The organism is Streptomyces sp. NPDC059247, assembly GCF_042754005.1.
Taxonomy (GTDB): Bacteria; Actinomycetota; Actinomycetes; order Streptomycetales; family Streptomycetaceae; genus Streptomyces.
The window spans coordinates 220,678-239,017 of the sequence record NZ_JBHYZW010000007.1; the positions used below are offsets into that span (position 1 = coordinate 220,678).

The window sequence follows — 18,340 nt, forward strand, 5'->3', positions numbered from 1 at the left end:
GCGTCGCGGTCGCTCCGGAGGGCCACCCGCGCCGGAACGTTCCCCGCGCTCGCGGGCGTACGCGAGGCCGGAGCCCCGGGCGAGGCCGTGTCCTTCACCGTGTCGAGCACCGCACACGAATCGGCCTTTGCATGACCATGCGAGATGATGCATACTCTTCCCATGTCCAAGGTCCTCACTTCCCTGCCCGCCGGCGAGCGCGTCGGCATCGCCTTCTCCGGCGGCCTCGACACCTCCGTCGCCGTCGCATGGATGCGCGACAAGGGCGCCGTCCCGTGCACCTACACCGCCGACATCGGCCAGTACGACGAGCCCGACATCGCCTCCGTTCCCGGTCGCGCCCAGGCCTACGGCGCCGAGATCGCGCGCCTGGTCGACTGCCGCGCGGCGCTGGTCGAGGAGGGCCTTGCCGCACTCACCTGCGGGGCGTTCCACATCCGCTCCGGTGGCCGCGCCTACTTCAACACCACGCCCCTCGGCCGGGCCGTCACCGGCACGCTCCTCGTCCGGGCGATGATGGAGGACGACGTCCAGATCTGGGGCGACGGCTCCACCTACAAGGGCAACGACATCGAGCGGTTCTACCGCTACGGTCTCCTCGCCAACCCGCACCTGCGGATCTACAAGCCCTGGCTGGACACGGACTTCGTGACCGAGCTGGGCGGTCGCAAGGAGATGTCGGAGTGGCTGGTCGCCCACGGCCTGCCGTACCGCGACAGCACCGAGAAGGCGTACTCCACCGACGCCAACATCTGGGGCGCCACCCACGAGGCCAAGACCCTGGAGCACCTCGACACCGGCGTGGAGACCGTCGAGCCGATCATGGGCGTCCGCTTCTGGGACCCCTCGGTCGAGATCCCCACCGAGGACGTCACGATCGGCTTCGACCAGGGCCGCCCGGTGACGATCGACGGCAAGGAGTTCGGCTCCGCCGTGGACCTCGTCATGGAGGCCAACGCCATCGGCGGCCGTCACGGCCTGGGCATGTCCGACCAGATCGAGAACCGGATCATCGAGGCCAAGAGCCGCGGCATCTACGAGGCCCCCGGCATGGCCCTGCTGCACGCCGCCTACGAGCGGCTGGTCAACGCGATCCACAACGAGGACACCCTCGCCCAGTACCACAACGAGGGACGGCGTCTCGGCCGCCTCATGTACGAGGGCCGGTGGCTGGACCCGCAGGCGCTCATGGTCCGCGAGTCCCTCCAGCGCTGGGTCGGCGCGGCCGTCACCGGCGAGGTGACGCTGCGGCTGCGGCGCGGCGAGGACTACTCGATCCTCGACACCCGGGGCCCGGCGTTCAGCTACCACCCGGACAAGCTGTCCATGGAGCGCACCGAGGACTCGGCCTTCGGCCCGTCCGACCGGATCGGCCAGCTCACCATGCGGAACCTGGACATCGCCGACTCCCGCGCCAAGCTGGAGCAGTACGCGGGCCTCGGCCTGATCGGCACCTCCAACCCGGCCATCGGCGCCGCCCAGGCCGCCGCGACCGGTCTGATCGGCAACATGCCGGAGGGCGGCGCGGAGGCCATCGCCTCCCGTGGCGAGGTCTCCGACGACGACGAGCTGCTCGACCGCGCCGCGATGGAACTCGGCAACGACTGATCCGACGGGCCCCGACCCGCGGAACCGGAAGCCGGAGGCCGACCCGACACCCCCCGTGTCGGGTCGGCCTCCGGCCTTTCCAGGCCGGACGGCGGCCGGGCGGCGGGCGGGCGGAAGGCCGTCCGAAGGGCTCCGCGCCGGAACCGAGGGGGCGGTGCGCCGGGCGGACCGGGCCGTCGTCCACAATGCGCGAGCGCTCCCGTCGATGTCGGCGGGAGCGTGTGGATCGGGCGGGACGGAGCCGAGGAAGCCCGCTCCGCCCGCCGGGGAGGGAGTACGGAATGACGGAGACGGCAGGGACGGCACGGACGGTGCCCGTCGCGGAGCGGAGCTGCCCCGACTGCGGCACCACCGTGGTGGGCGGCGGGCAGTACGTCTCGTGGTGCGCCGCCTGTGACTGGAACGTGGACCCCGAGGCGCGGGACGAGGAGGCGCCGGGGCGGATCGAACGCCTGCGGCGGCGGATCGCGCGCCACGCGGGGGAGCAGCTGTTCAGGGAACTCACGGCGGGTACGGGACCCGTGCCGGGCCCGGAAGCCACGGCGGGCCCGGGGCTCGCGCCGGGTGCGGTGCCGACGGGTGCGGTGCCCGCTCCGGGCGGGGCGGCGGAAGGAGCCGTTCCGGGTACGGCGGGCCCGGAGAGCGGCACCGGAACCGGTGCGCGGCGGGGCGGGCAGGGCGGCACGCGGTCCGGCGCGGCCAGGAAGCTCGCCCTCGGGCTGGCGTCCCTGGTGCACGGCGTGACCCTCGCCCTGTTCGCGGGCGGCCTGTGGCTGCTCGTCGCCTGCTGGGGCCGTGGCGCCCTGCCCGTGTTCGGGGCCCTGGCGATCGGCACCGCCGTCCTCCTCCGGCCCCGGTTCGGGAGCCTCTCGAAGGCGACGGAACACAAGGTCGTCCTGCGGCGGGCGGACGCGCCCCGCCTGTTCGCCCTGCTCGACGAGGTCGCGGGGAGCGTCGGCACCACGGGGGCGTCCGCCGTGGTCGTGGACGCCGACACCAACGCCGGGGTCACCACGTACGGCCCGCGCGGGCACCGCGTCCTCCACCTCGGGCTCGGACTGTGGGAGATCCTGTCCCCGCAGGAACGTCTGGCGCTCCTCGGCCACGAGTTCGGGCACTACAGCCACGGCGACACCCGCCGCTCGTTCGTCGTCGGCAACGCGCTGCACTCGCTCGACACCTGGCGCCACACGCTGGCCCCGGAGCGGCCCGACGGTCTGATGGACCTGTTCGTGAACCTGGTGACCGCGCCGCCCCGGCTCCTCGTCGACGGCGTGCTCGCCCTCCTGGAGCACCTGACCCTGCGCGACGCGCAGCGCGCCGAGTACCGGGCGGACGCGGCGGCGGCCCGGGTGGCGGGTACGGAGGCGGCGGCCGGTCTGATGGACCGGCTCCTCGTCTCGGACGGCGTCACGGGCGAGCTGCGCCGGGAGTCGGTGGCGGCGCGGACCCGGTTCGGCGGGGCGCGCCGCGAGGACCCGGCCGAGGGACTGTGGGAGCGCCTCGCCGCCCATGCGGCGGCGGTCCCCGAGCACGAGTACGAACGGCTGCGCCGGGCGGCGGAGCGGCGCGGGCACCAGGTGGACTCCACCCATCCGCCCACGCACCTGCGGCACCGGAGGCTGATGTGCGACGAGCGGGCGGAGGCCCTGGTGGTCCTCACCCCGCAGCGCGCGGCCGAGGTCGACGCGGAACTGTCCGGAGCCCGGCGGACCGTCGCCCGCGAGCTGGTACGGGGCTGACCTCCGCGCCGTACCCACGGCCGTACGGGATCCGGCCCGTCCGGTGCTTCCGCGTCCGGAACATACGGGTGCGGGGCGCGTGCGGGGGTCGGACCCTCCGCGCGCGCCCCGCTCCCGGGCGACGGGACTACCGGTTGCGCACGGCGCGGAGGACGACGAACTTGGCGTCGCTCGCGACGAGTTCGCTGTTGCCGAAGATCCGCCGCAGGGTGACGTGATAGCCGAGGTGCCGGTTGCCGATGACCCACAGTTCGCCGCCGGGCCGCAGGGCGCGCCGCGCGTCCGCGAACATACGGCGGGCCGTGCGGTCGGTGGTGGCCTGGTGGGTGTGGAACGGCGGGTTGTTGAGCACCAGGTCCACGGAGCCGCTGGGGACGTCGGCGAGGCCGTCGCCGACGAGGAACTCGGCCTTGCGTCCCTCACCGATGTGGGTGCGGAAGTTCTCCTCGGCGGAGGCGACCGCCTGGTACGACTCGTCGGTGAAGACCAGTTCCGCATCGGGTTCGTGGAGGGCGACGGCCAGGCCGACGACGCCGTTGCCGCAGCCCAGGTCGGCGACCTTGGCGCTGCCCACGTTCCCGGGCAGGTTCGCCAGGAGGAAGCGGGTGCCGACGTCGAGGCGGTCGGCGCAGAAGACACCGGCGTGGTTGGTGACCGTGAGGCCGGGGAGGCCGGGCGCGGGGGTGTCGGCCGGGAGGTCGTACCGGTGCGGCCAGGGGTTGGGGCGGGGGGTGAGCGCCGGGTCCGGGGTGGTGTGGATCAGCCGGGCCTTCTTCACCGCGAGGGAGGTGCGGGTGGGGCCGATGATCCGCTCGAAGAGCCGGAGGGTGGAGGTGTGGATCTCCTTGACCATGCCGGTGCCGATGATCACGGTGTCCTCGTGCACGGCGGGCGCGAGCCGGTGCAGCTGGTCCTCCAGGAGAGCGAGGCTCTTGGGGACGCGGACGAGGAGGACGTCGATCCGCTCGGGCGGCGGGTCCTGGGTGGTGAGCAGCCGGACGGAGTCCCGGGGGGCTCCGGCGCGCGCCAGATTGGTCCGGGTGGCGCGGCGGCCGAGGTAGGAGTCGGAGATCTGGACGAGTTCGCCGGGACCGGCGGCGTGGAGAGCGGTGACGAGGGCTCCCCAGCGGTCGCCGAGGACGGCGACGGAGCCGGACAGGTCGGTGCCGCTCTCGGCCAGATGGTCGAGGAGGTACTCGTCGGACGCGTCCCAGGCTCGGAGCTGGTCGCGCGGGTCCTCGGGGTGACGGGTGAGCGTGAAGGCTCCCCATGGCGTGGTCAGACGGTTCATCGTGCTCTCAGGCTAGCCGGTCGCGGCGTTCCGTCAGCGCAGGGCGGCGTCGAGGTGGAGCTGCCAGAGGCCGGGCCGGCCGATGAGGGTGACGGTGGAGAGGGGGTGGACGTCGACGTTCCAGTAGGTGGCGGGAGGTGCTTTCAGGGCGTAGACGAGGGCGGCGCGTACGACGGAGGGCTCGGCGACGGCGACGACCGCGCAGTCGTCGGCGGGACGGGTGTCGAGCCAGTTCCCTATCCGGGTGATGAAGGCGAGGAGGGGTTCGCCGCCGTGCGGGGCGGTACGGGCGTCGGTGAGCCAGGCGTCGACGGCGCCCGGTTCGAGGGCGGCGACCTCGGCGAGGGTCAGTCCGCGCCAGCGGCCCATGTCGCAGTCGCGCAGGGCGGGCTGGGCGAGGGGCGCGTAGCCGAGGGCGGTGCCGGTGGCGCGGCTGCGCGGGGTCGGCGAGCAGTAGCGCAGTTCGGCCGCGCCGAGCGGGATGAGCGCGGGCGCGGCGAGCTGGACGTCGTACCAGCCGGCCTGGTCGAGAGGCCGGTCGTCGTCGAAGCGTTCGGCGAGCAGGGAGGAGCTGCGTGCCGCCGTGACGAGCGTCACCCTGAGACTCATGGGCGCGATCGTGAGGCCGGGGGCATCACAGGTCAAGGGGTCGTCACCCGGGGACGGTGGGGCTTCGGGTCACTGCTGCCCGAGAGCCATCCACTTGTCCGGATTCTGGAGTGGCGTGAAACCGACCTTCTCGTACACGCCGTGGGCGTCGGCCGTGGCGAGCATGATCCGGCGCAGCCCGTACGGCGCGAGGTGGTCGCGGACCGCGCCGACGAGCGCGGTGCCCAGACCGGTGCCACGGGCGGCCCGGTCCACGTAGACGTCGCAGAGCCAGGCGAAGGTGGCGTAGTCGGTGACGATCCGGGCGTACGCCGCCATCTCACCGGTCCCGTGGTGGTAGGCGCCGAAGTTGAGCGAGCCCGCGATGGCCCGGTCCTGTGTCTCCCTCGGCCGCCCGAGGGCCCAGTAGGCGTCCGTCGACAGCCAGCGGTGGACCCGCTCGGCGTCGATCCTCCCGGTGTCGGTCGAGATCTCGTACACCCCGTGCATGACGGAGGAACCCGTGGTCGCGCAGTCGCTCATGGCCGAAGGCTCCCAGCGCCGGAGCGACTTGTCAGGTGAATTTGCGGGGGCGGGACGGGGAGAGGCCCGGGGAGGGGCGGATACGGCCGGAGGCACCGGCGGTCAGGGGGTGAGTTCCTCGATCGCCGCGCGCAGGCGGCGGACGCCTTCGGCGATCTCGGCGGGGCCCGCGACACCCGCGAAACTCAGCCGGATGTGGCCTGCGGGCGGTTCGGCGCAGAAGTAGGGGCGGCCGGGGGCCGCGGAGACACCGGTCCGCAGGGCGGCGGCGAGCAGCGCGGGCTCGGCCAGGGTGTCGGGGAGGCGGAGCCAGAGATGCTGGCCGCCGTGGGGCACCCGGGGCAGGACGAGGGCGGGCAGGCTCCGGGCGACCTCGGCGGTGAGCACGTCCCGGCGGCTCCCGAGCTCCTGGGAGACGGCCCGCAGGTGCCGGTGCCAGGCGGGGGCGCCGACGAGTTCGAGCGCGGTCTCCTGGAGGGGCCGGGGCACGAAGAAGCTGTCGACGACCTGGATGGCGCGCAGGCGTTCCAGGACGGGTCCACGGGCGGCGAGGGCACCGACCCGGAGACTGGGCGAGGTGATCTTCGTCAGGGAGCAGACGTGGACGACGACGCCGTCCGGGTCGTCGGCGGCGAGCGGGGCGGGCAGCGGGGGCGCGTCCGCGTGGACGAGGCGGCGGGCGAAGTCGTCCTCGACGACGAAGGCTCCGGCGGCGCGGGCGATGCGGACGACCTCGTGGCGCCGTTCCGGGGCGAGGACCACGCCGGTGGGGTTCTGGAAGAGGGGCTGACAGACGAAGACCCGGGCTCCGGTGGCGCGGAACGCGGCTTCGAGGAGTTCGGGGCGGACTCCGTCGGCGTCGACGGGGACCGGGACGGGCCGGAGCCCGGCGGCGCGGGCGACGGCGAGCATCCCAGGGTAGGTCGGCGACTCGACCAGGACGGGGGTGCCGGGCGGCGCGAGGGCGCGCAGGGCGGTGGTGATGGCGGACTGGCCGCCCGCGGTGATGAGGATCCCGGCGGCGGTGACGCCGCCGCCGATCTCGCGGGCGAACCATTCGCGCAGTTCGGGCAGGCCGTCGGTCGGGGGGCGGCCCCAGGCTCCGGGACGGCGTCCGGCGCGGGCGAGGGCGGCGGCGAGGGCGTGCTCGGGCTGGAGGGAGGGGTGGAGGTAGCCGCCGTTGAACTCGATCACGCCGGGCGGCGGCGCGGCGAGGGTGACGAGGACTCCGGAGGCGTCGACGGCCCGGGGGACGAGCTCGGTGGCGGTGTCGGCGCTGAGGGCGACCTCCTGCCAGGAGGTGTCCCCGGCGGCGGGGGTCGCTGTACGGGGTTCGGCGCGGAAGGCACCCGCGCCGGGACGGGTGACGACGAGCCCCTCGGCGGCGAGCTGGGCGAGGGCGCGGGTGACGGTCACCGGGGAGACCCGGTGGCGCTCGACCAGTGCGCGACTCGACGGCAGCTTTCCACCGGGTGAGTAGCGGTTGAGTTCGGAACGCAGGGACTGTGCCAATTCCGCTACGCTGCTACGCTCATTCATGAGAGCAAAGAATAGCGCTACTGGCCTTTCGACGATAGCGGTCACGGTCGGCGGCGAAAGCACCACCGGCGCGGACCCGGCCGCCTCCCTCCCCACGGCCCCGGCCGCTCCCCCGGCCACCGCGAGCGCCTCGGCCGCCGCCTCGGCCGGGGGTGCCGCCTCGGCGAGAGCTACGAGAGCTTCCGGCAACAGCGCTCCGGCCGCGACCACCATGACCGGCGCCGAAGATGCTTCTTCCGCGAGCACTTCCGCCAGTACTTCCGCGAGCACTCCCGGGAGCGGTCCGCTGAGCGTCGACCCGGTCCGCCGGGGCACCCTGCTCGCCGTCCTGGGCGTCGTCTCCTTCTCCCTCACCTTCCCCTCGACCGTGTGGGGGCTGGAGAGTTTCGGCCCCTGGTCGCTGGTGGCGGTGCGTTCGACGCTCGCCGCCCTCATCGCGGGCGTGTTCCTCCTGGTGGGCCGGGTGCCGCTGCCGGACCGGCGGCACTGGGCGGGCCTCGCCGTGGTGGCCGGGGGCGTCGTCGTCGGCTTCCCGCTCCTGACGACCCTGGCCCTGCGGACGTCCACCACCTCGCACGCCGCCGTGGTCGTGGGCCTGCTGCCGCTGACCACCGCCGCCTTCGCCGCGCTGCGGACGGGGCGCCGCCCGTCCCGTACGTTCTGGGGCGCCGCCGTGGCCGGTGCGGTGGTGGTGATCGCCTTCACGCTCCAGCAGAGCGGCGGGGCCGTGTCGCGGGGCGACCTGTACCTGTTCGGGGCGCTGCTCGTGTGCGCCGCCGGTTACACGGAGGGCGGACGGCTCGCGCGGCTGATGCCCGGCTGGCAGGTCATCGGGTGGGCGCTGATCCTGTGCCTGCCGCTGATGGTGGCCGGTTCGGCCGTCGCCCTCACCCTGGAACCAGTACGGCTGAGCGTCCACGGCGTCGTCGGGCTGGTGTGGGTGGCCGCGGGCTCCACCTTCTTCGGCCTGTACGTCTGGTACCGGGGCATGGCGTCGATCGGGATTCCCAAGGCGAGCCAGTTGCAGCTCGCGCAGCCGCTGCTGACGCTCCTCTGGTCGGTGTCCCTGCTCGGCGAGGAGCTGCCGCTGGCCGCCCCGCTCGCGGCGGGAGCCGTCCTGGTCTGCATCGCGGTGACCCAGCGGGCCAAGAGCTGACCGGGGCCCGGACGCCGGGGGCCCGGACGCCGGGGCCCGAGCCCCCTGGCACGAGCCCCCTGGCCCGTGCGCCGCCGGGCCGGGGACGTCGGTCCGCGTGCCGCTCCGGGGCGCGACGCGGCACCGGGACAGGCGTAGGCTCTGATGAGGAAAGGCCCGCTCACGAGGGAGGTCTCCCGATGCAGGCGAACGTGGGCGACACACTGCTGGTGCACGGCCGGACCGTCGGTCACCACGACCGTACGGCCTCGGTCCTCCAGGTGCTGGGCGAGAACGGACTGCCCCCGTACCGCGTGAAGTTCGAGGACGACGGTCACGAGGCGCTGATGTCGCCGGGCCCCGACACCGTCGTACGCCACCGTCCCGGGACGGAAGCCGGCCCGATCTTCTGAGCCGGCCCGGTCTTCTGAGCCGGCCCGGACCGTCGGCCCCCGCGCCCGCCGACCTCCCGCCCGCCTCCCGGCCCCGTCGTCGCGGCCCCGTCATCGCGGCGGGCGGCTCCTGGTCGGGTAGTGGTCGGCCACCACGGCGGCCATCGCCCCGATCGGGTCCCCCGCGACCTCCTTGGCCGCGAAGTAGCAGTGGCCGGAGACCGTCGGGTACCGGGCGGCGAGGTCCAGGTGCCGGGAGAGCTCCCCCGGGTCCTGCCAGGCGGCGGGCTGGGCGGGGTCGCCCGCCTTGTAGAGCGCCTCGCCGATGTGGAGGCGGACGCCGGTGCCCCGGACGACCGCGTCCCACCAGGGCAGCAGCTTGGCGTAGTCGGCGGCGGGCAGGCCGATGTTCCAGTACAGCTGGGGGACGACGTAGTCGATCCAGCCCTCCCGGATCCACTTGCGGGTGTCGGCGTACAGGTCGTCGTAGGTCTGGACGCCCGCGCGGGTGTCCGAGCCCTCCGGGTCGGTGGCGATGTTCCGCCAGACCCCGAAGGGACTGATGCCGAAGTCCACCCGCCGGTCGATCTCCTTGATCCGGGCAGCGGTCGAGGAGACCAGCAGGTCGGTGTTGTGGCGGCGCCAGGACGCCCTGTCGGGGAAGTCGCCGCCGTACCGCGCGTACGCCTCGTCGTCGGCGAAGACCTGTCCGGCCACCGGATACGGGTAGAAGTAGTCGTCCCAGTGGACGGCGTCGATGTCGTAGCGCCGTACCGCGTCCAGCATCGCGTCCTGGGTGAACCGCCGGACCTCGGGCAGCCCGGGGTTGTAGTAGAGCTTGCCGCCGTAGGGCAGCACCCACTCCGGATGGAGCCGGGCCGGGTGGTCCGCCACGAGCCGGGTGGGGTCGGTGTGGTTGGCGACCCGGTACGGGTTGAACCAGGCGTGCAGTTGCAGTCCCCGGGCGTGGGCCTCCTCGACGGCCGTGCCGAGGGGATCCCAGCCGGGGTCGCGGCCCTGGGTCCCGGTGAGGCACTGCGCCCACGGCTCGTACGGCGAGGGCCAGAAGGCGTCGGCGGTGGGCCGCACCTGGAGGACGACCGCGTTCAGTCGGCGCTCGACGGCGGTGTCCAGGTGGGCGAGGAGCTGGGCGCGCTGTTCACCGGCGCTCAGACCCGCGCGGGACGGCCAGTCGCGGTTGGTGACGGTGGCGATCCACACACCCCGGAACTGGCGGCGGCGCCCCGGTCGCGGAGCGCGGCCGGTCCGCTTCCCCGGCGCCGTCCCGTCCGGCGCACCGGCTCCGGTCCCGCTCCCCGGCCCTGGCCCCGGCCCCGGCCCCGCCCCGGTGGCGGACGCCGTCCCGGTTCCCGCGCTCGCGAGCGTTCCCGCGGCGGTGGCCGCCAGCGCCGCCCCGGCCGCCCCGGCCACGAATCCTCTTCTGCCGATAGGCCTCACTTGTACCCCTTCCGTGTCGGATACGTCACACGCACCCGGACAGCATGACCGCCCTGGGCGATCGATCATCGGTTAATGAGCGGTAACGTCGTGGGGTCGAGGCGGACGCACCGGAATCACACGGGCCCCGCCGCCAGAGAAGAGCGAAAGGCACGAGGTGACGGACTCCATGGCCGACATTGAGCGCGTCGGAGTGGTGGGCTGCGGCCAGATGGGCGCGGGCATCGCAGAGGTGTGTGCCCGGAGCGGCCTTGAGGTGAAGGTCGCCGAGACCACCGGCGAGGCGCTGGAGATCGGGCGCACGCGGCTCACCAACTCGCTGGCGAAGGCCGCCGAACGCGGCAAGATCACCGAGGACGAGCGGGACTCGGCGCTCGCGCGGCTCAGCTTCACCACCGACCTGGGAGAGTTCGCCGACCGCGATCTCGTCATCGAGGCGGTCGTGGAGAACGAGCAGGTCAAGACCGAGATCTTCCAGATCCTCGACCAGGTGATGACCCGCCCGGACGCCATTCTGGCCTCGAACACCTCCTCCATCCCGCTGGTGCGGCTGGCCGTGGCGACCTCCCGCCCCGACCAGGTCATCGGCATCCACTTCTTCAATCCCGCCCCGGTGCAGAAGCTCGTCGAGCTGATCCCGGCCCTCACCACCTCCGAGGGCACGATCAGCCGGGCGCAGGCCTTCGCGGAGAAGACCCTCGGCAAGCACGCGATCCGGGCGCAGGACCGCTCCGGTTTCGTGGTCAACGCGCTGCTCGTGCCGTATCTGCTGTCCGCGATCCGGATGTTCGAGTCGGGCATCGCCAGCCGTGACGACATCGACAACGGCATGGAGTTCGGCTGCGCCCACCCGATGGGCCCGCTGAAGCTGTCGGACCTCATCGGTCTGGACACGATCGCGTCGATCGCCGACTCGATGTACGCCGAGTTCAAGGAGCCGCTGTACGCCGCTCCCCCGCTGCTCCAGCGCATGGTGGACGCGGGCAGGCTCGGCCGGAAGTCGGGCTCGGGCTTCTACCCGTACCCCTGATCCTCCCGGCGGCTCCGCCCGCCCGCCGACGGACGGCCCGTACACCCGCACAGGTACGGGCCGTCCGCCGTGTCCGCCGCCTCCGTCGTATCCTCCGCGCGGGCCGAGGACGGTGCTCGGCCCGGACCCCGTGCCCTGCCCGGACGCAGATGGTGGAGCGGGAGCGGTCCGGCGGCCGTGTCCGCCATGGCGACATCGCGGCGCTTCGAGGTCACAGGGGAACGCACAGCGTCCCCTCGATCAGCTCCGCCGCCTCCCTGGCCTCGCTCCCGCCGCTCGCGAGCAGCTCACGCCGGACCTGCCGCAGCCGGTCCCGCAGCCGCCGCGACTCCATCCCCCGCACCCGCTCCGTCATCTCCACGGCCGTCCGCGCCGCCGCGTCCGGCTCCCCGAGGCTCAGCTCGACCTGGCACAGCGTCGCCAGCCGGTGCACCCTGCCCCGGTCGTGCGAGGGCGTGCGCACCGCCACCGAGGCGTGCTCGTGGGCGGCGGCGAAGTCCCCCAGACCGAGCAGCGCCCCGGAGACCTGGACGTTGACGAACCCCGGCTGGACATAGCCCGTCTCGGCCGGTTCCTCCCCCGGGCTGATCCGCTCCGCCGCCGCCTCCGCCCGCCCGATGCACGCGAGGGCCGCCGACCCGTCGCCGAGCCGCGCGTACGCCTTCGCCTGCATCGCCGTCAGGTCCGCGGCGAGCGCCGGAGTGATCCGGGGCCCCGCCGCCCGCAGCGCCGCCTCCGCGAACGCCACCGCCTGCCGGTGCTCCCCCATGAACAGCGACTGGTTGACGAGCAGCGCGATCACATACGCGCCGAGCCCCCGGTCGCCGCTCGCCTTGGCGAGCCGCAGAGCCTGGTGGAAGTAGCGCTGGGCGAGCCCGTGCGCGTCCGCGTCGTACGCGCAGATCCCCGCCATCGCGACCAGCCCGCTGGTGGCCCGGTGCAGCCGCCGCCCGAGCGCGTCGCCGTACGAGCCCCGCAGCAGCGGCGCGGTCTCGGCGGTGAGGAAGCCGACGATCCGGGCCCGGGTCGCGACGCCCCCGGCCCTCCGGTACATCTGCTCGTAGTGGGTACGGGCGGCCGTGAGCACGGCGATGTCGGCCGGTGACACCGCCGTCCGTCCGCTCCGCGACACGTCGATGTCCTCCGGCGGGTTCTCCCACTCCCACACCGGCATCACCGCGGAGGTCCCCGTCACGGCGGGCGCGCCCACTATGTGCGGCCGCTGCCGCTCGTCCGAACGCCACAGCGCCGCCGCCCGCTCCACGAACCCGGACAGCGGCGAACCGGTGGCGTCCGGGGGACCGCCCGGCACCCCGAAGCCGATGCCGTCCAGGGTCACCGGACGGCCCAGCCGCGCGGCCAGCACCTCGCAGATCAGGTCCGGCACCTGCCCCCGCGGGCGCTGGCCCTTCAGCCAGCGGGCCACGGCGGTGTGTTCGTAGCGCAGGGCGAGGCCCCTGGCCCGGCCGGCCCGGTTCACCCGGGCGGCGAGTCCGGCGTGGGAGACGCCCGCCTCGTCCAGCAGGGCGTCGAGCAAGGTGTTGGGCTGCATGACCGCTCCGGTCGCTCGGTGAACTCAGCGTAGCGGTGACCGATTTCGTACGGGACGGACCGGTGGGACGGGCTCCGGCGGACCGTCCCCGCGCCGGACGGTTTCGCACGGGGTGTGAACCGAGTACCCGTTCTTCCGGTCCGTGCGCTCTGCCGCGCCCGCCGCCGCACCGGTTGACTGTGCTTCTCGCCGTGAGGCGCGACGACCGGGCCGCCGGCTCCCCCTCGTACAGGCGGCTGCCCGGTCCGCGCCGCCCGCCCGCCGATCTGCCCGACGCTCCACGGCGGAGGGTGCGGCGGCCCCGGTCCCCTCCGCTCAGCGAGGGGAGGAGGGGGCGGGCCGTGGACGGCGCAGCCCGGGTTCGGCGGGCTGCGCCGGTACCCGGACGCGGTCGTTCCGTACGACGAGCAGGGCGACGTCGTCACCGAGCCTGCCGCCCGTGTGGTGCAGCAGCTCCGTGTGGACGCGCCGGACGAGAGCGGCGGGCGCCTCGCCCGGCGGCCCCGCCAGGGCCGTGTCGAGCCGGAAGAACCGGCCGCGCGCGTCCCGGGCCTCCTCGGCTCCGTCGGTGTGCAGCACCAGCGTCTCGCCGGGCATCAGCCGGGCCCCGGTGTACGGGGTGAGGACGGCCGGGAGCGGCAGGACCCCGAGCGGTGGCAGCGGTTCGCCGACCGGGAGCCGCTCCACGCCCGCGCCGAGGCGGTACGGGCCCGGGTGACCGCAGTTGAACACCGCGAGCCGCCCGTCGGACCGCACCTCCAGGAGCAGCAGCGTCACGAACTCCTCCGCCACCGGATGCTCCGGCGCCGTCCCGGCGCGCGCCGGGTGCTCGTCCCGCGCCCGCTCCCGCAGATGCCGTTCGAGCGCCCGTTCCAGACGGCGCAGCACCCCGCCGAGTTCGGGTTCGTCGTGGGCGGCCTCCCGGAAGCTGCCGAGGACGGCGACGACCGCGCCGAGCGCGGCGAGGCCGTGGCCCCGGACGTCCCCGATGACCATCCGTACCCCGTGGGGGGTGGCGACCGCCTCGTACAGGTCGCCGCCGACGGTGGCCCCCCGGGAGGCGGACAGCTGTCCGGCGGCCAGTACGAGTCCGTGGAGCCGTGCGGGCGGCGGGCGCAGCAGCACCTGCTGGGTGGCGACCGCGACGGCGCGCGCCCGCGCCAGTTCCCGGACGAGACGGCGGCGGGCGGCGACGAGCAGACCGATGCCGACGGTGAGGAAGACGACGCCGGTGGTGACCCTCATGGGCAGCCCCTGGTGCCGGGCCAGCGGGCAGCCGAACTTCCACGCCACGGCGATCACGCCCCACCCGGCGGGGAACGCGAAGGGGGCCATCCGGCGGAGCCGGGAGCCACCGGAGACCAACGACCTCGTACGGATCATGAACGGCCCTTCCCGAGCCCGACACCGCCCGGAGGTCCCGCGACCCACAGGTCCGCCCCTGCGGGCCGCGTCGATTCTGCCGACAGCGCGCCCCACCACGGAACCTCCCCCGACGATCTCACCCGAAGGAGTGATCGTCCTTCTCCCCGCCGATGCCCGCCGGGGCTTCGCCACGGGCACGTACGCCCGACTCCGCCATGCCCGTACGGTCCCGGTCGGGGAGACGGCGAAGGGCCGCCCCGGGGTGTCGGGGCGGCCCTTCGCCGTGGTGGCGGGGTGGTCAGACGCCGCGGAGGGTGGCTCCGGTGCGCTCCGTCGCCAGGGCCACGGCCGCGTCGCGGGCGGCGGTGGCCTCCTCGACCGTGAGGGTGCGGTCCGGGGCGCGGAACCTCAGGGCGTACGCCAGGGACTTGGTGCCCTCGTCGAGCTGGTCGCCGGTGTAGACGTCGAACAGCCGGACGGACTCCAGGAGTTCGCCCGCGCCCTCGTGGAGGGCGGCCTCGACGGAGGCGGCCGGGACGTCGGCGGCGACGACCAGGGCGACGTCCTGGGTGGCGACCGGGAAGAGGGAGATCCGGGGAGCCTTCACGGGCCCCCCGTCCGCCCGCTCCAGGAGGTCCAGGTCGATCTCCATCGCGCAGCTGCGGGCCGGCAGGCCGAAGGCCTTGACCACGCGCGGGTGGAGTTCGCCCGCGTGGCCGACGAGGACCTTCTCGCCGTCGGTCTCGACGTGCAGCGCGGCGCAGCGGCCCGGGTGCCAGGGGGCGTGCCGGTCGGCGCTGATGATCAGCTCGACCCCGGCCTCGGCGGCCACGGTGCGGGCCGCCTCGATCGCGTCGGCCCAGTCGGACGGACGGCCCTTGCCCCACCAGCCGGCCTGCTCGCGCGCCCCGGTGAGGACGACGGCGGCGCGGCGCGGCTGCGCGGGCAGCGCGGCGTTGATCCCGGCGATCTCCTCGTCGCTGGGGCGACGGTCGACGGGCAGCCGGACGGCGGTGCCGGGCGCGCCCTCGGGGCGGAAGACCAGGCCGGTCTCGAAGAGGGCCAGGTCGTGGCTGCCCCTGCTGTCGTTGCGGCGGAGCGCGGTGAAGAGGCCCGGGAGGAGCGTGGTGCGGAGCGCGGGCTCCTCGTCGGAGAGCGGGTTGACCAGGGTGACGACGTGGCGACGGGGGTCGTCCGCGTCGAGGCCGAGGTGGTCGAGGGCTCCCTCGCCGATGAACGGGTAGTTCAGCGCCTCGACGTAGCCCGCGCCCGCCAGCGCGCGGCCCACCCGGCGGTGGAAGCGCTGGCGCTCGGTGAGGCCACGGCCGGCCGGGGGCTTCGGCAGCGTGGAGGGCAGGTTCTCGTAGCCCTCCAGCCGGATGACCTCTTCGGCGAGGTCGTTCGGCTCGTTGAGGTCGGGGCGCCACGAGGGCACGGTGACGACGAGCTGGTCCTGGCCGTAGACGTCGCAGCCGACTTCCTGGAGGCGGCGGACGACGGTCTCGCGGCCGTAGTCGACGCCCGCGACCCTGTCCGGGTGGTCGGCCGGGAGGGTGATGGTGCGCGGCGCGGACGGGGCGCTGATCTCGGTGACGCCCGCCTCCGCGGTGCCGCCCGCGAGCAGCACGAGCAGGTCGACGGTGCGCTGTGCGGCGGCGGCGGCGGCCTGCGGGTCGACACCGCGCTCGAAGCGCTTGGACGCCTCGGAGGACAGCCGGTGGCGGCGGGCCGTGCGGGCGATGGAGATCGCGTCGAAGTGCGCGGCCTCGATGACGACCTCGGAGGTGCCGGTGACGGCGCCGGTCGCGGGGTCGGTCACCGGGTCGGCGATCTCGGTGTCGGCGCCGCCCATGACGCCCGCGATGCCGATGGGGCCGCGGTTGTCGGTGATGACCAGGTCGGCGGCGTCCAGGACGCGCACGGTGCCGTCGAGGGTGGTGATCTTCTCCCCGGCCTCGGCGCGGCGGACCCCGATGGGGCCGTCGAGCCTGCCGCGGTCGTAGGCGTGCAGCGGCTGGCCGAGCTCCAGCATCACGTAGTTGGTGACGTCCACGGCCAGCGAGATCGGGCGCATCCCTGCCTTCTGGAGGCGGCGCTGGAGCCAGATCGGGGAGCGGGCCTCGGGGGCCAGGCCGACGACGGTGCGCGCGGTGAAGCGGTCGCAGCCGAAGGGGTCGGTGATCTGGACCGGGTAGCCGTACGAGTTGGGCGCGGGCACGTCGATGAGGGCCGGGTCGCGCAGCGGGAGCCCGTAGGCGGTGGCCACCTCGCGGGCGACGCCGCGCATCGAGAGGCAGTAGCCGCGGTCCGGGGTGACGGCGATGTCGAGGACCTCGTCGAAGAGTTCCAGGAGGACCGTGGCGTCGGTGCCGACCTCGTGCTCCGGCGGCAGCACGATGATGCCGTGCGTGCCGTCGTCGCCCATGCCGAGCTCGTCGCCGGAGCAGATCATGCCGCGGGAGACCCGGCCGTACGTCTTGCGCTCGGCGATGCGGAAGTCACCGGGGAGGACGGCGCCGGGGAGGGCCACGACGACCTTGTCGCCGACGGCGAAGTTCCGGGCGCCGCAGATGATCTCCTGGGGCTCGCCGGTGCCGTTGGCCGGGCCGACGTCGACGGTGCAGAAGCGGATGGGCTTCTTGAACTCCGTCAGTTCCTCGACGGTGAGGACCCTGCCGACCACCAGCGGGCCGCTGAGGCCCGCGCCGAGCCGCTCGACGGACTCGACCTCGAGGCCCGCCGAAATGAGTTTGGCCTGTACGTCGCGGCCGGTCTCGGCCGACGGCAGGTCGACGTACTCCCGCAGCCAGGAAAGCGGGACCCGCATCAGATCTCCATCCCGAACGGCCGGGTGAACCGGACGTCACCCTCGACCATGTCTCGCATGTCTTCGACGTTGTGGCGGAACATCAGCATCCGCTCGATGCCGAACCCGAAGGCGAATCCGCTGTACTTCTCGGGGTCCACTCCGCAGGCGACGAGCACCTTCGGGTTGACCATGCCGCAGCCGCCCAGCTCGATCCAGCCCTCGCTGCCGCAGGTGCGGCAGGGGCGGTCGGGGTTGCCGACGGACTCGCCGCGGCAGACGTAGCAGAGCATGTCCATCTCGGCGGACGGCTCGGTGAACGGGAAGTAGTTCGGGCGGAGCCGGGTCTTCATGTCCGAGCCGAAGAGCGCCTGGACCATGTGGTCGAGGGTGCCCTTGAGGTCGGCCATGGTGAGGCCCTCGTCGACGGCGAGCAGCTCGATCTGGTGGAAGACCGGGGTGTGCGTGGCGTCGAGCTCGTCGGTGCGGTAGACGCGGCCGGGGCACACGACGTAGAGCGGGGGCTCCCGGTCGATGAGCGTACGGGCCTGCACCGGCGAGGTGTGGGTGCGGAGCACGACACCGGACTCGTCGCCCGTGGCGCCTTCGGGGCCCTGGACGAAGAAGGTGTCCTGCATCTGGCGCGCCGGGTGGTCCGGTACGAAGTTGAGGGCGTCGAAGTTGAACCACTCCGCCTCGACCTCGGGGCCCTCGGCGACCTCGTACCCCATGGAGACGAAGACGTCGGAGACGCGCTCCATGAGGGTGGTCAGCGGGTGGCGGGCGCCGGCCGGGACGCGGTCGTACGGCAGGGTGACGTCGACGGCCTCCTCGACGAGGACCCGGGCGTCGCGCTCGGCCTCCAGCTCGGTCTGCCGGGCGGCGAGCGCCTTGGAGACGGCGCCGCGGGCCTGGCCCACGATCTTTCCTGCGGCGGCCTTGGCCTGCGGGGGCAGGGCGCCGATCTCCCGGTTGGCGAGCGCCAGCGGCGAGGTGCCGCCGGTGTGCGCGGTCTTCGCCTGCGCGAGCGCGTCGAGGTCGCCCGCGGCGGCGAAGGCGGCGAGCGCCTCGTCCCGGATGCGCTCGATCTCTTCGGGTTTCAGCGCCTCGACCTCGACCGGGTCGTACGACTTATTGGGTGCGGACATCTCTTCCCGTGCTTCCGTTGGCTTGGCTGGGCGGCCCCGCTTCGACGTCAAGGGCGCAAACGTGCCAAAGGACGAGTCTAACGGGGCGGGGGGACACGCATGAGCCCGTGGGCGGCCGGGCGGCTCCGTGATCTCGTCCGTTC

The 18,340-nt window shown here is 74.0% G+C and carries 14 protein-coding genes; 5 read left to right on the forward strand and 9 right to left on the reverse strand.

The features are described 5' to 3' along the window. The first annotated feature begins 162 nt into the window (after positions 1-162). Both argG and ACFXGN_RS16345 read left to right on the forward strand, forming a co-directional pair. Complete coding sequence (gene argG / locus ACFXGN_RS16340) at positions 163-1,608, forward strand: argininosuccinate synthase (RefSeq protein ID WP_384859016.1); 1,446 nt, start codon at positions 163-165, stop codon at positions 1,606-1,608. 281 nt (positions 1,609-1,889) lie between these two features. After that, positions 1,890-3,350, forward strand: a complete 1,461-nt coding sequence (locus ACFXGN_RS16345) for a M48 family metallopeptidase (RefSeq protein ID WP_384859018.1) — start codon at positions 1,890-1,892, stop codon at positions 3,348-3,350. Between the two features lie 127 nt (positions 3,351-3,477). Here the strand turns inward: ACFXGN_RS16345 and ACFXGN_RS16350 are convergent, their stop codons facing one another. The 4 genes from ACFXGN_RS16350 to ACFXGN_RS16365 all read right to left on the reverse strand — a co-directional run bounded on the left by ACFXGN_RS16350 (position 3,478) and on the right by ACFXGN_RS16365 (position 7,311). Next, a complete protein-coding gene (locus ACFXGN_RS16350; RefSeq protein ID WP_384859020.1) occupies positions 3,478-4,641 on the reverse strand; it encodes a methyltransferase in 1,164 nt (387 codons plus the stop codon). A 33-nt stretch (positions 4,642-4,674) separates the two neighbouring features. After that, on the reverse strand, positions 4,675-5,250 hold the full coding sequence (locus ACFXGN_RS16355; protein ID WP_384859023.1) for a histidine phosphatase family protein: 576 nt from the start codon (positions 5,248-5,250) through the stop codon (positions 4,675-4,677). 69 nt (positions 5,251-5,319) lie between these two features. Next, on the reverse strand, positions 5,320-5,772 hold the full coding sequence (locus ACFXGN_RS16360; protein ID WP_384859026.1) for a GNAT family N-acetyltransferase: 453 nt from the start codon (positions 5,770-5,772) through the stop codon (positions 5,320-5,322). A gap of 102 nt (positions 5,773-5,874) precedes the next feature. Continuing rightward, a complete protein-coding gene (locus ACFXGN_RS16365; RefSeq protein WP_384859029.1) occupies positions 5,875-7,311 on the reverse strand; it encodes a PLP-dependent aminotransferase family protein in 1,437 nt (478 codons plus the stop codon). Positions 7,312-7,522: 211 nt separating this feature from the next. On the opposite strand from ACFXGN_RS16365, the gene ACFXGN_RS16370 reads away from it, so the two are divergent. Together ACFXGN_RS16370 and ACFXGN_RS16375 are read left to right on the forward strand one after the other, a co-directional pair. Further along, positions 7,523-8,467 carry a DMT family transporter gene (locus ACFXGN_RS16370; protein ID WP_384859031.1) on the forward strand — a complete coding sequence of 315 codons (945 nt, stop codon included), beginning with the start codon at positions 7,523-7,525 and terminating at the stop codon, positions 8,465-8,467. Positions 8,468-8,646: 179 nt separating this feature from the next. Further along, positions 8,647-8,859 carry a DUF1918 domain-containing protein gene (locus ACFXGN_RS16375; protein WP_384859033.1) on the forward strand — a complete coding sequence of 71 codons (213 nt, stop codon included), beginning with the start codon at positions 8,647-8,649 and terminating at the stop codon, positions 8,857-8,859. 90 nt (positions 8,860-8,949) lie between these two features. On the opposite strand, the gene ACFXGN_RS16380 is transcribed toward ACFXGN_RS16375, so the two are convergent. Continuing rightward, positions 8,950-10,296, reverse strand: coding sequence for a glycoside hydrolase family 10 protein (locus ACFXGN_RS16380; RefSeq protein WP_384859036.1), 1,347 nt, complete (start codon positions 10,294-10,296; stop codon positions 8,950-8,952). A gap of 169 nt (positions 10,297-10,465) precedes the next feature. Between ACFXGN_RS16380 and ACFXGN_RS16385 the strand changes: the two genes are divergently transcribed. After that, the gene (locus ACFXGN_RS16385; RefSeq protein ID WP_384859039.1) at positions 10,466-11,326 is read left to right on the forward strand and encodes a 3-hydroxybutyryl-CoA dehydrogenase; all 861 of its coding nucleotides are present in this window, start codon (positions 10,466-10,468) and stop codon (positions 11,324-11,326) included. 211 nt (positions 11,327-11,537) lie between these two features. Here ACFXGN_RS16385 and ACFXGN_RS16390 read toward each other — a convergent pair whose 3' ends face one another. From ACFXGN_RS16390 to pheS, 4 genes are all read right to left on the reverse strand, one after another. Beyond that, complete coding sequence (locus ACFXGN_RS16390) at positions 11,538-12,878, reverse strand: transcriptional regulator (RefSeq protein ID WP_384859042.1); 1,341 nt, start codon at positions 12,876-12,878, stop codon at positions 11,538-11,540. 315 nt (positions 12,879-13,193) lie between these two features. Further along, complete coding sequence (locus ACFXGN_RS16395) at positions 13,194-14,261, reverse strand: PP2C family protein-serine/threonine phosphatase (protein WP_384859045.1); 1,068 nt, start codon at positions 14,259-14,261, stop codon at positions 13,194-13,196. A gap of 280 nt (positions 14,262-14,541) precedes the next feature. After that, positions 14,542-17,070 (reverse strand): phenylalanine--tRNA ligase subunit beta, encoded by a 2,529-nt coding sequence (gene pheT, locus ACFXGN_RS16400; protein WP_384859048.1) that lies wholly within the window; start codon positions 17,068-17,070, stop codon positions 14,542-14,544. After that, the gene (pheS, locus tag ACFXGN_RS16405; RefSeq protein ID WP_384859051.1) at positions 17,070-18,197 is read right to left on the reverse strand and encodes a phenylalanine--tRNA ligase subunit alpha; all 1,128 of its coding nucleotides are present in this window, start codon (positions 18,195-18,197) and stop codon (positions 17,070-17,072) included. Before pheS ends, pheT begins: the two co-directional genes overlap by 1 nt. Positions 18,198-18,340: the final 143 nt, after the last annotated feature.

What these genes read in the sequence shown, in the direction of transcription:
- pheT (WP_384859048.1), bottom strand. Translation starts at nt 17,070, where the DNA reads ATGCGGGTCCCGCTTTCCTGGCTGCGGGAGTACGTCGACCTGCCGTCG.
- pheS (WP_384859051.1), bottom strand. Translation starts at nt 18,197, where the DNA reads ATGTCCGCACCCAATAAGTCGTACGACCCGGTCGAGGTCGAGGCGCTG.
- ACFXGN_RS16390 (WP_384859042.1), bottom strand. Translation starts at nt 12,878, where the DNA reads ATGCAGCCCAACACCTTGCTCGACGCCCTGCTGGACGAGGCGGGCGTC.
- argG (WP_384859016.1), top strand. Translation starts at nt 163, where the DNA reads ATGTCCAAGGTCCTCACTTCCCTGCCCGCCGGCGAGCGCGTCGGCATC.
- ACFXGN_RS16375 (WP_384859033.1), top strand. Translation starts at nt 8,647, where the DNA reads ATGCAGGCGAACGTGGGCGACACACTGCTGGTGCACGGCCGGACCGTC.
- ACFXGN_RS16385 (WP_384859039.1), top strand. Translation starts at nt 10,466, where the DNA reads ATGGCCGACATTGAGCGCGTCGGAGTGGTGGGCTGCGGCCAGATGGGC.
- ACFXGN_RS16355 (WP_384859023.1), bottom strand. Translation starts at nt 5,250, where the DNA reads ATGAGTCTCAGGGTGACGCTCGTCACGGCGGCACGCAGCTCCTCCCTG.
- ACFXGN_RS16350 (WP_384859020.1), bottom strand. Translation starts at nt 4,641, where the DNA reads ATGAACCGTCTGACCACGCCATGGGGAGCCTTCACGCTCACCCGTCAC.
- ACFXGN_RS16395 (WP_384859045.1), bottom strand. Translation starts at nt 14,261, where the DNA reads ATGATCCGTACGAGGTCGTTGGTCTCCGGTGGCTCCCGGCTCCGCCGG.
- ACFXGN_RS16360 (WP_384859026.1), bottom strand. Translation starts at nt 5,772, where the DNA reads ATGAGCGACTGCGCGACCACGGGTTCCTCCGTCATGCACGGGGTGTAC.
- ACFXGN_RS16370 (WP_384859031.1), top strand. Translation starts at nt 7,523, where the DNA reads ATGACCGGCGCCGAAGATGCTTCTTCCGCGAGCACTTCCGCCAGTACT.
- ACFXGN_RS16345 (WP_384859018.1), top strand. Translation starts at nt 1,890, where the DNA reads ATGACGGAGACGGCAGGGACGGCACGGACGGTGCCCGTCGCGGAGCGG.
- ACFXGN_RS16365 (WP_384859029.1), bottom strand. Translation starts at nt 7,311, where the DNA reads ATGAATGAGCGTAGCAGCGTAGCGGAATTGGCACAGTCCCTGCGTTCC.